Annotated in this window: 14 protein-coding genes; 6 read left to right on the forward strand and 8 right to left on the reverse strand. The window is 52.6% G+C overall.

What is annotated here, in order from left to right; genetic code table 11:
* Positions 1 to 120 precede the first annotated feature (120 nt).
* The 3 genes from M8009_RS18440 to M8009_RS18450 form a co-directional block, all read right to left on the reverse strand.
* Entirely contained in the window at positions 121 to 561 is a 441-nt protein-coding gene (locus tag M8009_RS18440; RefSeq protein WP_250063880.1) for a hypothetical protein, read from the reverse strand.
* A 255-nt stretch (positions 562 to 816) separates the two neighbouring features.
* Positions 817 to 1,302, reverse strand: a complete 486-nt coding sequence (locus tag M8009_RS18445) for a hypothetical protein (RefSeq protein ID WP_250063882.1) — start codon at positions 1,300 to 1,302, stop codon at positions 817 to 819.
* Positions 1,303 to 1,718: 416 nt separating this feature from the next.
* Positions 1,719 to 2,138 (reverse strand): hypothetical protein, encoded by a 420-nt coding sequence (locus tag M8009_RS18450; RefSeq protein ID WP_250063884.1) that lies wholly within the window; start codon positions 2,136 to 2,138, stop codon positions 1,719 to 1,721.
* Between the two features lie 255 nt (positions 2,139 to 2,393).
* On the opposite strand from M8009_RS18450, the gene M8009_RS18455 reads away from it, so the two are divergent.
* The 4 genes from M8009_RS18455 (at position 2,394) to M8009_RS18470 (ending at position 6,081) form a co-directional block, all read left to right on the forward strand.
* Complete coding sequence (locus M8009_RS18455) at positions 2,394 to 2,876, forward strand: hypothetical protein (protein WP_250063885.1); 483 nt, start codon at positions 2,394 to 2,396, stop codon at positions 2,874 to 2,876.
* Between the two features lie 3 nt (positions 2,877 to 2,879).
* A complete protein-coding gene (locus M8009_RS18460) occupies positions 2,880 to 3,542 on the forward strand; it encodes an SOS response-associated peptidase (protein ID WP_250063887.1) in 663 nt (220 codons plus the stop codon).
* 208 nt (positions 3,543 to 3,750) lie between these two features.
* Entirely contained in the window at positions 3,751 to 4,803 is a 1,053-nt protein-coding gene (locus M8009_RS18465) for a GGDEF domain-containing protein (RefSeq protein ID WP_250063889.1), read from the forward strand.
* Positions 4,804 to 5,028: 225 nt separating this feature from the next.
* Entirely contained in the window at positions 5,029 to 6,081 is a 1,053-nt protein-coding gene (locus M8009_RS18470; protein WP_250063891.1) for a helix-hairpin-helix domain-containing protein, read from the forward strand.
* 4 nt (positions 6,082 to 6,085) lie between these two features.
* Here the strand turns inward: M8009_RS18470 and M8009_RS18475 are convergent, their stop codons facing one another.
* From M8009_RS18475 to M8009_RS18490, 4 genes are all read right to left on the reverse strand, one after another.
* Positions 6,086 to 7,360, reverse strand: a complete 1,275-nt coding sequence (locus M8009_RS18475; protein WP_250063893.1) for a Y-family DNA polymerase — start codon at positions 7,358 to 7,360, stop codon at positions 6,086 to 6,088.
* A 16-nt stretch (positions 7,361 to 7,376) separates the two neighbouring features.
* Positions 7,377 to 7,817, reverse strand: coding sequence for a LexA family protein (locus M8009_RS18480; protein WP_250063895.1), 441 nt, complete (start codon positions 7,815 to 7,817; stop codon positions 7,377 to 7,379).
* A 203-nt stretch (positions 7,818 to 8,020) separates the two neighbouring features.
* Positions 8,021 to 9,940: an AAA family ATPase gene (locus M8009_RS18485; RefSeq protein ID WP_250063897.1), complete on the reverse strand. Its 1,920-nt coding sequence runs from the start codon at positions 9,938 to 9,940 to the stop codon at positions 8,021 to 8,023.
* A 574-nt stretch (positions 9,941 to 10,514) separates the two neighbouring features.
* The gene (locus tag M8009_RS18490; protein WP_250063899.1) at positions 10,515 to 10,976 is read right to left on the reverse strand and encodes a hypothetical protein; all 462 of its coding nucleotides are present in this window, start codon (positions 10,974 to 10,976) and stop codon (positions 10,515 to 10,517) included.
* 112 nt (positions 10,977 to 11,088) lie between these two features.
* Here M8009_RS18490 and M8009_RS18495 point away from each other — a divergent pair, with 112 nt between their 5' ends.
* Positions 11,089 to 12,192 carry a helix-hairpin-helix domain-containing protein gene (locus tag M8009_RS18495; RefSeq protein ID WP_250063901.1) on the forward strand — a complete coding sequence of 368 codons (1,104 nt, stop codon included), beginning with the start codon at positions 11,089 to 11,091 and terminating at the stop codon, positions 12,190 to 12,192.
* An 82-nt stretch (positions 12,193 to 12,274) separates the two neighbouring features.
* Here the strand turns inward: M8009_RS18495 and M8009_RS18500 are convergent, their stop codons facing one another.
* The gene (locus M8009_RS18500; protein ID WP_250063903.1) at positions 12,275 to 12,670 is read right to left on the reverse strand and encodes a carboxymuconolactone decarboxylase family protein; all 396 of its coding nucleotides are present in this window, start codon (positions 12,668 to 12,670) and stop codon (positions 12,275 to 12,277) included.
* Between the two features lie 70 nt (positions 12,671 to 12,740).
* Between M8009_RS18500 and M8009_RS19380 the strand changes: the two genes are divergently transcribed.
* Positions 12,741 to 13,223 (forward strand): transposase family protein, encoded by a 483-nt coding sequence (locus M8009_RS19380; RefSeq protein WP_430886932.1) that lies wholly within the window; start codon positions 12,741 to 12,743, stop codon positions 13,221 to 13,223.
* Positions 13,224 to 13,236 lie beyond the last annotated feature (13 nt).

The following is a 13,236-nucleotide window of genomic DNA, read 5'->3' on the forward strand; positions in this document are numbered from 1 at the left end:
CTTCAGGCTGTGCCTATATGAAGTTCTGCTTTGATGGCCGGCGTTGGACTGCCAAAAGAACAGCCGGGCCGAATTAACGCTGCTGGCTGCTGTTAGCTATATGCCGTATCTAGGTCCCTTCTAACCCGACAGATAAGAGGGAACCTTTACTTCGTCGGATTCAGAATCCCACGCTTGGCCGGCAATTTTCCATTGACCAGCATCCTTGACCAGCAACAGCATCTCTACTCCTCGGCTCACTTCAGTCTCATTTTCAACCGTTTCGCAGCCAGCCATTGCAATGGCGACATTTCCAAATACACGGACCTCCGTGCCTAAAACCTTCTCGTGGAATGAAAGTATTTTCGTTTTTGCTAACTCGGAAAGCCGTTCAATGAATGCATTTACAGACTGCTGCTTCACCGGCCGTATCGCTGGATATAGCGGCGCGCCAGATAAAAAGTCTAGTTGAAAGGTATTCCAATCGGCAGACACCCCCGGTGACCAACTCAGACAGCCGAACTGTCGCTCAATCAATTTTCGTATAGCTTTTTCGTCAGCCATTTCTTCCTCTGTCCTCATGACCGGCTCCCTATGTTCAACATGTCTTGATTCCAAGAAGGTTATTGCAGGATCGGGCTTACTAACAGTGGCTGGGCTGTCCAGTTTGGTTCGATGTCTGCCTACCGACATTAATCAGCATAGACTAACATTCCACATTCCACATTCAGCCATGAGCTGCCGTTCAGAAAGACCTGATGTAATGTAACGACCAAGCTCACCGGTGGCAATGGAGCGTAGCGGAATCGCCGTCCGGTGAAGCGCCTCGTTAGGCGTTCAAATTTCACACCTACCTGATCTTTCGGCTCTTCTCCCAGCAAAATGGCCGATTAATGTAGCCTGCAATGAGTTAAAACCCTCTCTTATAGCCTCGGCATAAACTCTACACGCGCAATCGGCTGCAAACCTTCCGAAGGTCCGAGCATAAACATCGCAGGCAGACGGCCGAAATGTGAAATCAGGCAAATCAATGTCGGGAAGTGGCAATGATGGAAAAGGGACTGGGAACGGTTGAAATTTTACAAAATATTTTTCAAATGCACTTTGGGTAGAAAAAAGCGGAAAATCTTGAGGTGTGAACATTTGTATTAATTGTTTTTTGGATTTGTCATCTGCTGAATGCTCTTTTAGTTCGACTTCAAAAGAGTTCTTGTCATGAATTGGGACCTTCATAGTTGACAGGATACTTAATCCCTCAACTAGGTCTCTAGATAGATTTTGGGTTAGGAACTCACATACTGCTTTGTTGTTTTGCGATTTCATGGTTTTAGCCTCCTTCTTTCGTTTTTACGCCTAAAGTTGCATTATATAGTATGCTTGATATTTTACTTGAACGCGTGTTCAACAATGTTATGCAGCCCGCTCGACCCCTCTCATCCTATTGAAACTTCTAGACATTAAGTATAGCTCGGCAGTATAACACCAATCATCGTGCATGCTGCATATCCCCAATGAAAGTGCTCGGTGCCTTTTCCGGCACGTCGGCTTTGGGTGGTCAACTGCCTCAACCACACCATCAGGATAGGCTAAGGTTCTTCAATCGGCCAGAAGCAGACCTAGAGATCATCCTGATTTAATGCCAGCGGTAATCTGGCCTAAATTGGGTGAATTTTGGCGTAACAATGGTGAAGCCATGCGTGAAAAGACGTACCGCGTTTTTTCTGCATGTTGATAAAACTTTATTGATTCCGCAAATATTTCCAAAAAACACAAAATGGCGCCAATGACCAAGTATAGATAGAAGATATAATTAAAGAAAAAAGTGGAATACCAATAAACACGCTAATGAAATAACTTATCAAATAGGCGTGCCAACCCGAATCTTTCCACCAAAATTCAGGATGTCTTATACTCCACGGCATCCATCCTTTACCAATATTAAGCACAATCGCGAAATGAATTTGGCGTAATACAGAAAGAAATAGCAACAAAAAAACTGCACAAAGAGCCAACTTGAAAGATTTTGCAAAAATTGACATGGAAGCTTGCGAAACACTCTGACCAACTTCTTTAGTAAGACTCCAGCTTATAATTCCAGTAATGCCAAATATGGTCATAAGACCCGAGACGGTTGATATTACACTTACAAAGATCTCCATCAAATCTTCCTAGATCGCTAAACAGTGTTTATACTGCGCATCCTATTATAGCATAAGCGTGCCTGCTGCACTTGCCGCCATGTCGGCTTTGGGTCGTCAGTTGTCTTTTACCCTCATAAGCCAAATTGATCATCTAAACCCAGCGTATCATATATCCCGAGTGTCATGGCCCCCCTTGTCTTGCACCACAATCAGTCCCTCTGTTCTCGCAGCACTTGCTAAGCTGACAAAATGACCAGCACGGAGGCTCTCACCATGTTGCGCGTCGAGACGCTAGCCAGGCGGGCCTGGCAGCTCAAGGAGCAGGGTTATGCCATCGACGACATTGCTGACGCGATGGGCAAGCCGGCCAGTGCTATAGAGCTTTGGCTCGGCCGCTGGCCCGAGATCGCTCAGCAGGAGGCTCCCTGGCATGAGGGGCTGAGCGTTCGCACCGTGCACTGCCTCAGCGAGGCCGGCATCATCAGTCGCGAGGCGCTGGTCGAGGCGTGGAAGAATGGCAGCATCCGACGTGGTCAGCCGACGGGTATCAATGTGTCCCGATTGGTGGAGCTTCAGCACTGGCTCGAGTCCACGGGCACAGCAGTTCCGGAGGCGTCACCGAGGGCCATGATCATCGACCTGCCAGCCGAGGCCGAGGCCGCACTCAACCACCTCAGGAAGGTCTCGGGGGAGACGGCCTCACAAGTGATCAGTCGGCTGCTGATCGAAGCTGATGAAATCAACCGGAGCGACTGAGCAATGTGTGGGCGCTTCGCGCTGTTCTCGGATCCTCCCCGGATCTCGCGTCGCCTCGGACTGTCCGAAGTAAAGGCGCCGTGGCAGGCACGCTACAACATCCCTCCCGGCACCTGGATTCCTGCTGCCCTGCGACGTGACGACGACTCTCCCCTAGTGCTGGATGAGGTGTGGTGGGGCTACAAGCCCCACTGGGCCAACGAGGATGCCCCGGAACCGATCAACGCCACAGTCGAGAAGGTCGCCACCTCCAACTACTTCAAGGGTGCGTTTGCCCACCATCGCTGTCTGATACCGGCCGATGCCTGGTTCGAGTGGGTGGCAGTTGATGGTCAGAAACAACCGCACTTCCTGTGCCGTGAGGATCGCGAGCCAATCTGGTTGGCCGCCATATGGGCCGAGCGTGCCGACGGTGCACCCGGATGCGCGATCCTGACCGAGCCCGCTCGCGGTGTAGCAAAGGCAATTCATCCCCGCATGCCGCTGGTGCTGGATGACGAGAGCCTGGAACCTTGGCTCGATCCAGACATGACCGACCGTGAGACGCTCCGCCAGGCCATTCATCACCTGAGCGCCGAGCACATCACACACTGGCCGGTGTCTTCCCGGGTCAACCGCGTGGTCAACGACGATCCCGCTCTGATCGAGCCGCTTAGCGGCCATTGAACGGGTGCCGCTCGTCAGCGTGATCTCCCCGACCGGGGATGCAAGCTGCAATTCATGACAGCCGAGCTGCCGCGCCTTCTTGGGCGGCGGATCCAGGGCGCTGACGCTCCAATGGGCAGATTTTACTACGCCTGCATTTCGGCCAGCGGATCAAGTATGCTTAGCTGCACTCCTAAGGACGGGAGCAATACAACAGTGAGGTAGCTTGATGAAAGATCAAGACCCTTTGCCACCACTGGTATGGGATTCGCAGCGCATCCAGATCCAGGGGTTCACCACCGGCCTGCATCAGATCGAGTGGTTGCTGGTCATGCTGGTTACTCTGTACCTGGTGGTCATGGGCATCCCCGAGGGTGGGAGCTGGGAGTTGCTGATGGCCACCATCGGCTATTTCGGTTTCAGCCTGATGGCCAGCCAGCTGCGCTTCTTCGGCGACCGGCAGCGCTGGCTGCTGGCGATCCATACCTGGGTCATGATCGGCTTCATCACCTGGTTCCTCTACAGCACCGAAGGCGTGACTGGGCCGCTGGCGAGCCTGTATCTGCTGGCCGTGGTCACCAGCGCCCTGACTCTGGGGGTGCTGGCAACCCTGCTCGAGGTGGCAGCGATTGCCGCCTGCTACCTGCTGCTGATTCAGCTTGGCGGCACCACGCTCATGACGCCCGCCAATCTTGCACTGGTCAGCACCAACCTGGTCGTGTTCCTGATTGTCGGGTATCTGACCGCAGCGCTGGTCGATGCCATCCAGGTCTCCAACCGCATGCTGCTGTCGATGGCCAGTGAGGATCCCTTGACGGGGTTGTTCAACCGTCGTGCCTTCACTGACCTGGCCCAACCGCTCCATGCCATGGCCGAGCGCTCGCAGCAACCCTACAGTGTCATCGTCATCGACATGGATGGCTTGAAAGCCATCAACGATAGTCAGGGGCATGAAGCAGGCGATCGGGTCATTCTGGACCTGGCACAGCGGCTGAAGAGCTTTGCACGTAGCAGTGACTTAGTGGCACGCCTTGGGGGTGACGAGTTCGTGATGCTGCTTCCGGATACTGATGCGGATGGCGCCAGACAGCTGATGCAGCGTCTGCTCGCCTCCGTGGCGAGCAGCGGACTCCAGTTCAGCGTTGGAGTCTCCTCCTACCCCGAACATGGCCAAGGGGTGGAGTATCTGCTCCTGCACGCTGATCGTGCCATGTATGCGAGCAAGGCGTCGGGTGGCCATAGAGTCTCCCTCTATAACACCGTCCAGCACGAATATGGCTGAGGTCGCATCGCCGGATCAGCGTCATGCCTCCAAGGACGAACGCTGATTCCCAGCATGAAATGGAGCGACAAAGCCATCTACACCTCCTGCTTCGACTACACCCCTTCAGGACAGGTGGTCAGGAGAATGATTCCGGCCTGATTAAGCCTGTCACCTCGGACTCACGTTGATCTTTGCCCATGTGCCCACGACCATGGGAAGTTTCACGCATGGAGCAAACTCGGAATGGTCGTTCGTCTGATCGTGGCCTGGCTGGCCCTCCTCCCCCTGTCCACGCAGGCCGATGTTCTGATCGGCAGCTGGAATATTCGCCATCTTGGCTGGGACAACGACAAGGCCATGCCTAAGGTCGCCCATGTTGCCAACCACCTCGATCTGCTGGCGATACAGGAATTGATGGACACCTCGGCCCTAACCCGACTGGAGCAGGAAGTGGAGGCCCTCTCCGGCGAGGCTTGGTCCTCGATGGCTAGCCGTGAGCTTGGCCACTCGTCTTACACCGAGCACTACGCTTTCCTGTGGCGCGAGAGTGAGGTCACTTATGCGGACAGCGCGGTGGTGTTTCTCGATCACGGTGATGTCTTCAGTCGGGAGCCCTATTCAGCCCGCTTCCGTGATGTAGAAACCGGCGACCTGTTCACAGCCGCAACGGTGCACGTCGTCTACGGAGACAGCATAGGTGACCGGCTGCCGGAGATCGCGGCCTTGGCTGATTACTGGCAGTGGCTCAACGAGATCGCCCAGGGAACCCCTCGCCTGCTGATGGGCGATTTTAATCTTGCGCCGGATCATGATGGCTGGGCACCACTGCGAGCGCTCGGCGCGGAGCCGGCAATCACCGACGGGCAAACGACCCTGGGCACCACAGCAGGCTCTTACAGTAACCTCTATGACAACATCTGGTTCGAAGCCTCTGTACTGGATCCATCCGATCGCGGCATTCTCCGCTTCCCGGATCTGCTGTCCATGGGCCACCAAGAGGCGCGTGACCGCATCTCCGACCACGCACCGGTTTATGTCGGCGTCAACGGCGCCAAGCTGCAAACGATGCACGTCGTCAGCGGGACACCGATGCCCCGCAACTCGACACATGAGTGCATCGATCTCAACACCAGCACTATCTCGCAGCTCGATGAGCTGCCGCACATTGGTCCTGCCCGGGCCGAGGACATCGTGGAAGCGCGACCGTGGGCGTCTACTGATCACCTTACCCGTGTTAATGGCCTTGGTACCGCCAGGGTGCAGGAGATCCAGGCTAGCGACCTGCTGTGCCAGTAGGCAATTAGCGCACCTCAGGCAGCTCGTCCCAGCGCGTTGTCCATCGCGGTGTGCGGTTAGCGCAGCGGAGGTGCCAGGCGGCACCAGGCGAGGGGCGCCCAAAAGTCACGGTGCCACGCCCCATACGCTGGTTAAGAGCATCCATTGTCGCCATCAGATGGTCATTCCGCTCTCGGTTGGCTCGGCTCTCGGCAGTATCCAGTAACGAGAGCTGTTGGCGATTGGCATCAACCAGGTCGATCAGCATCACGCCGGCTTTCATGAATCGGTAGTGGGGACGAAAGATGGAGTCAAACGCCTGGCTGGCGGCATGCAGGATGTCACGGCTATCGTCGGTGGGCTGTGGCAGCTCCACGATGGCGCTGGGTGAATACTGCGGAAGATCGGGACGATGCCGGTTGGTTTTGAGGAATACGTAAACGGCACGCGCCACGCTGTCCTGCGAACGCAGTTTCTCGGCGCTGCGCTGGGCATACTGACGGATGGCCTGGTGGATCTCCTGTCGGTTGTCGGTCAGACGGCCAAAGGACCGCGAGGTCATGATCCGCTGACGCGCCTCCCCCGGATCGTTCATCTCGATACACGGTACGCCTTTTAGCTCCAGGCAAGTGCGCTCCAGGGTCACCGAGAAGCGTTGTCGAATCTGCTTGGGTTCCGCCTGAGCCAAGTCCCATGCCGTCTGCATGCCGAGTAGACCAAGCCGCTCGACCAGCCGACGTCCCACACCCCATACATCACCTAACGACACCTGCTGCAACAGCCCTTCGCACTCGTCGGTGCCCGGCCTCAGGACACAGACGCCTCCGTAAATTGGCAGCTTCTTAGCCGCGCGGTTGGCCAGCTTGGCCAAGGTGCGGGTCGGGGCGATCCCCACGCTGACCGGGATGTGCGTGAAGCGGCGCACCTTGGTGAACAGTTCCTGCGCATGGGCATGCATCTGCTCGGGTGCGAACCCATCGAAGCGCACGAACATCTCGTCAATGGAGTAAGGCTCGACCCCTGCTGAGTACTCCTCAAGCACCTGCTGTACCCGAGAGGACATGTCGCCATATAGCTCGTAGTTTGACGACAGCAGCTCGATTCGGCGTTGACGCAGCAGCGGCTTCAGCTCAAAGGCTGGCGTGCCCATCTCCACGCCCAGAGCTTTCAGCTCATTGGAGCGGGCGATCACGCAGCCGTCATTGTTTGAGAGCACACCCACGGGAATGCCCTCCAGACGGGGCTGGAAGGCTCTCTCACAGCTGACATAGAAGTTGTTGCAGTCAATCAGTCCGATCATAGCGCTGGCTTTCCGGCTACACCGGGTACTCATGAACCACGGCACGCACCACGCCCCAGGCTTGGCACTCCAGGTCGGCAGCAGGAATTGGCCGATAGCTGGGGTTACCCGAGGTCAGGTAGGGGCGATTGCCCAGCAGCTCATAGCGCTTCACTACCAGCTCCCCTTCCACTGACGCCACCAGGATGTGTCCCGGCCGGGGCTCGATAGCGCTATCGACCACCAGGAGGTCGCCAGCATGGATGCCGAGCGCCTCCATGCTGTCTCCAGTCACCGTCATGAAGTAGGTCGATGAAGCTCGCTTCACCAGCCGCTCGTTGAGATCAAGCGTGCGGCCCTCATAGTCCTGGGCCGGGCTGGGAAAGCCTGAGAGCCCGCCCCGGGTGAGCGTCAACGGGAACGGGAGCGGCAGGGACGGCGGTGCCGGATGGGCTGGGATGAGCGCGTCGTGGGACATGATGGCCTCCTGTTGATACCTGATATTTATACAGTATCAGGCAGGAGGCGTCGCCTGCCAAGACCACTGGTCACTGGTCACTGGTCACTGGTCACTGGTCACTGGTCACTCGTGATGCTGGACTTGCCCTACTCCATTTTCAGCAACGGAATTTTATTGGCCCGTATTCTATCCGAAAAAACCGAACTTCAGAGTATGCGACCTTAAAATAGCTTATTAACCTCTTTGAACATGGACTCAAAGCGATCCAGTGTTTCTTCTGAAAAAAATTCCACACCTACCCCCATTCCCAACAAACAATGAGAGGGCTTGAAATGATTAAACCTTTCTCCACCAAGAAACGACTTAAGCTGCAACAAAATTGTTGGCTTTTTATCGTTCAAGTCAGAAACAGTTACTTCCTTGTGATCGGGAAACGCCTTACCAAATATTTGCAGATATTCTGATTTGTCGAAAAGATCCTCGATGTCAGCCTTACTATATTCATCACCGGCAAACTCATCAAAAAAACGAACATTTTTATCTTTTATAATCTTTGACTGAATCAGGCTTTCTAACCTTTGTGAACCTTTGTCATTATTGAACGAATCAAGTAAGCAAGCAGTTTTTAATTTTGAACCACGAAGCAACGAAATAAATGAGGCAACTTTATCTAAACCACCGACAGGAACAACTGTAACATCATCCCGCAAACCTTCACGCCCTTCACTTTCAAGCAAGGAAGACATATATGTAAGATAATTTAGATCCGAGGGGCCTTCAACCAATAAATTATTATTAGACACGAAGAGGTTTTGTGCAATATCATATCCAAGTGCAGCTTGAAGTGGAAATAGTGTGTCTGGATCTTTTTCCTGTATCGCTTCAGAAATAATACTGCCTTTTTCCGAATCGTAAACAGTTCTCACTCGATGCAGGGCCTCCGACTCGACCATAAACGGCGAGTGAGTTGTATAAACAATTTGATAATTTTCAGACAAGTCGTTAATAAATCTCAACAGGTCCGCTTGCGCTGATGCATGAAGGTTCAAGCCGGGCTCATCTAAAAGCAATATAAAGTTCTTATCTTTTTCATCTTGAATTTTACTAAACCAGACGATAAATGAAAAAAACCAGTTAAATCCTTTGCTCCGATTCTTAAGAGGAAGCGTGATTCGGTGGCGTTTGTTCTTAACACGTATATCAAGAATCTTTTCTGGCTGCTGATTGCTTCGATGAATTGATTCAATCTTAAACTCTATTTCCAAATTATTATTTGTCGACCAGTATTCGAATATTTGATCCGTTATTTCATTTGAAGTTGCCTCTAGCTCAGCAATGAAAGATTCAAAACTAGAAGCATTTGCTAGTTCTTCAACATCGATTACAGCTAGCTCGAAAAGCGCTTTTGCAGTTTCAAGCTGCTGCTTGGTAAGACTTCCAGATATTGTATTACTTTGTATTGCATCAATACTAACTCTTGATGGAAGTTCATAATATTCGTCAAAGTACCAAAAACGCGGAAGCCGAGGCGCTATGTAGTTCTTAAAAACATAAGCATCCAGCAGACCTTTCTCCCATGCAAATGCCTTTTCAACGATGTTTTCTTTCAGATAACTAATAACTGGCGCTAAGTGCTCGTCATCGCTTTGCTCTGACTCAACAACAGCCTTTACGCTTCCCAGTTCGAGGACCTTGTCTTTTGTTGCATCATCAAAGCCCAATACTTCTTGCAGATTTTCAAAAAATTTACTTTCTTTACAGTTTATATGGTACCAAACTCGCCCGGCCTTGTATTTTGTCGAAACAGAAAAGATATCAGTGATTAATACTCCTTCACCTAAGTCATCAGTAATTTCATTAATGGTTAGTGTGTCTAGCTGGAAGGTGCAAATAACAGGCTGACAGTCCTCCCCGCTCCGCTGATACTTCTTCAACTCATTCCTTGGATAATCCTGAACCTCATCAAACTTAAAATTATCATCTTCTATAAAATAATTTATTTTCGCAAGGGCTTCTAAGAAAACAGTTTTTCCGCTTTCATTTTTACCCACAAGTGTCGTCACATCATCTTCCAAATTAACAATCTGCTCATTAGAATAGCTCTTGTATTTATTGATCACCGCTTTCTTCAATGTGAACATTACCAACCCTTTATTCCGTAAACCTGAAAAAAACATCAGCCAAAAATTCTATGATTGATGAACGCATATGGAACATTTGGCGAGAGGAGTGTTTCGGACCTTCTAGCGCCCTTCTCTTGGTACGTATGGATTGAAACCATCACCTGCCATATGAGCAGGCACGCTACCGCTAGGGAATCCAGACGCGTGCTGACGCCTTCCCTAGCGTGAAAGCCCGGTGTGTCGCCATTTTGAGACGTAGCAGCATCAGGCAGATACATACATTCACATTACAGCCTAATCAAGCTGTATTCGACTTGCGTAATGATTTTTTAGGAAAATTTTGATCAGCGGGGGTGGTGATGACACAGGAAGGACTTAGGAGCGGGATCGAGCAGGTACAGGATGGGGTGGAGGGCTGACTCTTCTCAGTGAAGGAGCCCTGAGGACGCTATGCCGGTGGCACCATAGGCCTCATGGGTCAGATGTTCTCCTGAAGGGCATCTACTACACTAGATTAAACGACGATATATCAACGGTAAGGGATGCTATAGCCCATGTTCGAAAACATGGCGTGCTCTCCAGGGAGGCAACCCTAGCCGTCATCAGAGGGTGCAGCCGTTTGATATACAACGGCATAGTGGCCCATACGCGACTCACCACTGACATTCTCCGGGAGCGTAGTCAGACCTGCCGCAACCCCATCACGGTCTTGTTGATCCGAAGACCAGCACCACCGAAGGATGCGCAGCGCATAAAGCGCTCGGCCCACATGAGTCTTTACGAGGTATGCCATTTCCTCGACAGGATCCTCACTCGCCGATCCGGGTGGGTCAGCCACGAAACGCTCGAAGAGCGGGAGGTGGTGGACGTAGCGCTTCATCGTGAGTAGTGGGTCGATGCCGACGTCATCGCAGGACTGGACATTGGCGGCACTCAAATAGCTGGTATCGGCCCACAGACAGGTCGGGCGAACCAGCGCCTCTGGGTAGCCTTGCCAAGCCATCAGTGACCGTATGACTTGCTGTTTGTCGTTGGTCGCCAGGGTGTGGTGCACGTGGACGTGGGTCTCAAGTAACGCATCGGTATCGCGAGACGACAGCATTGTAGCAATAGTCGAAGAGCTTGCTGGTGATCTTCATGATGCGTAATACAAAAAGGCAAAAAAAATGAGCAGCCACCTTCTACGCAAAATTAATAAAACATTCTTTTCCTGCATCTTACTTTCAGTAATCGCACTACACCCATCCCCCGCTCTCTCTGACATTGTGATTGGCTCATGGAACATACAGAACCTTGGTTGGAACAACAACAAGCGCTTCGACAAGGTTGCTCATGTCGCAAACCACTTTGATTTTCTAGCAATCCAGGAGTTGATGAATGTGGCGGCCTTGGAACGCCTAGAAAAAAAGGTTGAATCGATCTCTGACGAGCCTTGGTCATCTATCGCGAGTAACGCCGTTGGTCGCTCCTCATATCGCGAGCACTATGCCTTTCTGTGGCGCGATAGCGCCGTCGAGTACGTCGACGGCGCTGTGGTGTTTTTTGATGGTGATGACACCTTCGCCCGTGAGCCCTACTCGGCTAAATTTCGTAGCTTACGCAGCAGACAAGATTTTGTCGTGGCTAACATCCATGTGGTTTACGGTAGCAGCGTCACCGACAGGATCCCAGAGATCACCGCGCTTGCTGACTACTGGGAATGGCTTGGTGAAACTTATCCGAATACACCACGCTTGTTAATGGGTGACTTCAACCTTCACCCTCACCATGACGCTTGGGATCCCTTACGCACTCATGGCGCGATTCCTGCCATAACTCAAGGTTCCACGACACTGAGTCTCTCAGACGGTCATTATACCAATCTTTACGATAATATGTGGAAAATCAGGGGCAGACTCCAGGTCTCTGAACGAGGGGTTATCGAATTCCCTGGACTCTTTAACATCGACCATATGAGGGCAAGAGAAGTTGTATCGGATCACGCTCCCATTTATCTTTCTCTCGGTAATGCAGAGATAGCTTTGACACCGTTCGGGCCTATCAATATCTACAACTCACTACCTGCTGCTAATGATCCAGTGGACTGTGTGGACCTGAACACCAGCAGACTCGAGACACTACAAGTTTTACCACACATAGGCCCATTAAGGGCTCAAGCCATTATCGATGGTCGCCCTTGGGATCATCCTGAACAACTTCAACGAATCTCGGGACTTGGGGGCGAACGAGTGAATGATATCGTGCTTAGTGGTTTAGCATGTGATCAATAATGGTTCTTCGCGTTGGGTGAGGACTTCGACTCTTGCGTAAAAAAATAGCGCCGGTGGGATATACCGGCGCCAATAGATTTGATTACTCGGTCGTGCCGAACATCTCATCGAATTCGCTCTTAAACGCCTCTAGGTCATACTGCATGCCGTTCAAAACCGTGCTCCAGTGCCTCACTTGCGCGGCCGCCGCCACTGCTTCACGGATTTCCTCATCAGTCGCTCCCTCAGCCCGAGCCCTCTCGGTATGAGCATAGGAGCAATACGAGCATGGAATCTGGGCGGCGACGGCGAGACTAATTAGCTCCCGTGTCTTGGCATCGAGAACCGCCTCCTCACTTTGGAGGGCGCTTCTCGCTTCGAGCGCCGATTGGAGGCCGTGCGAGGGATAGGTTTCACTGAAAAATTTCGGTGCTTCTTGGGCGACAGCGAAGCCGGATATGCCTAGCATGAGTGCGCTAGCCAACAGAAAAGTCTTCATCAGAAATCTCCTGGTCGCAAACGCGGCAATTGCCGCTTCCTTAGTATAGGAAGTAGCCCTTCGATTCACCTTGAATGTTTTAGCTTATTTATCGCTGGGTATAGAATCCCCCCCACTGACTGGTCCAAGGTATGACCTCCACATAGGCAAGAGGTACGACACCGACGGCATCCAGATTCTGCCCCCCGGCCTTGGCCTGAAAGCTCCATGGATTCTCAAGGACCAGCACCTGGATACGTCTCTGTGTCTCACCACCGCCTCAACCTCTCTCGAGGCCGAGAGAAGTTACCTTGCCCTGAGTGGGGCAAAGCCTGCCCGGACCACGACTTTTCAGACAAGACCTGGACGGCATCTGAACTTCTTCCAGCACCACTGTTACCTGCACGCCCGGGTGTCCCGCACCAAGTGCCCCGAGCATGGCGTCAAGCGCATCGAGGTGCCCTGGACGCGGCCTGGCAGCGACTTCACCTTGCTGTTCGATCAGGCGGCCATGTCGCTCGTCAAAGTAATGCCGGTGCTGGTCGCCTCCCGCCCGGCAGCTGGAGATCTCTGACAAGCGCCTGTGG

Origin of the sequence: Halomonas gemina (assembly GCF_023554995.1) — a bacterium.
In the GTDB taxonomy this organism is placed as follows: Bacteria; Pseudomonadota; Gammaproteobacteria; order Pseudomonadales; family Halomonadaceae; genus Halomonas; species Halomonas gemina.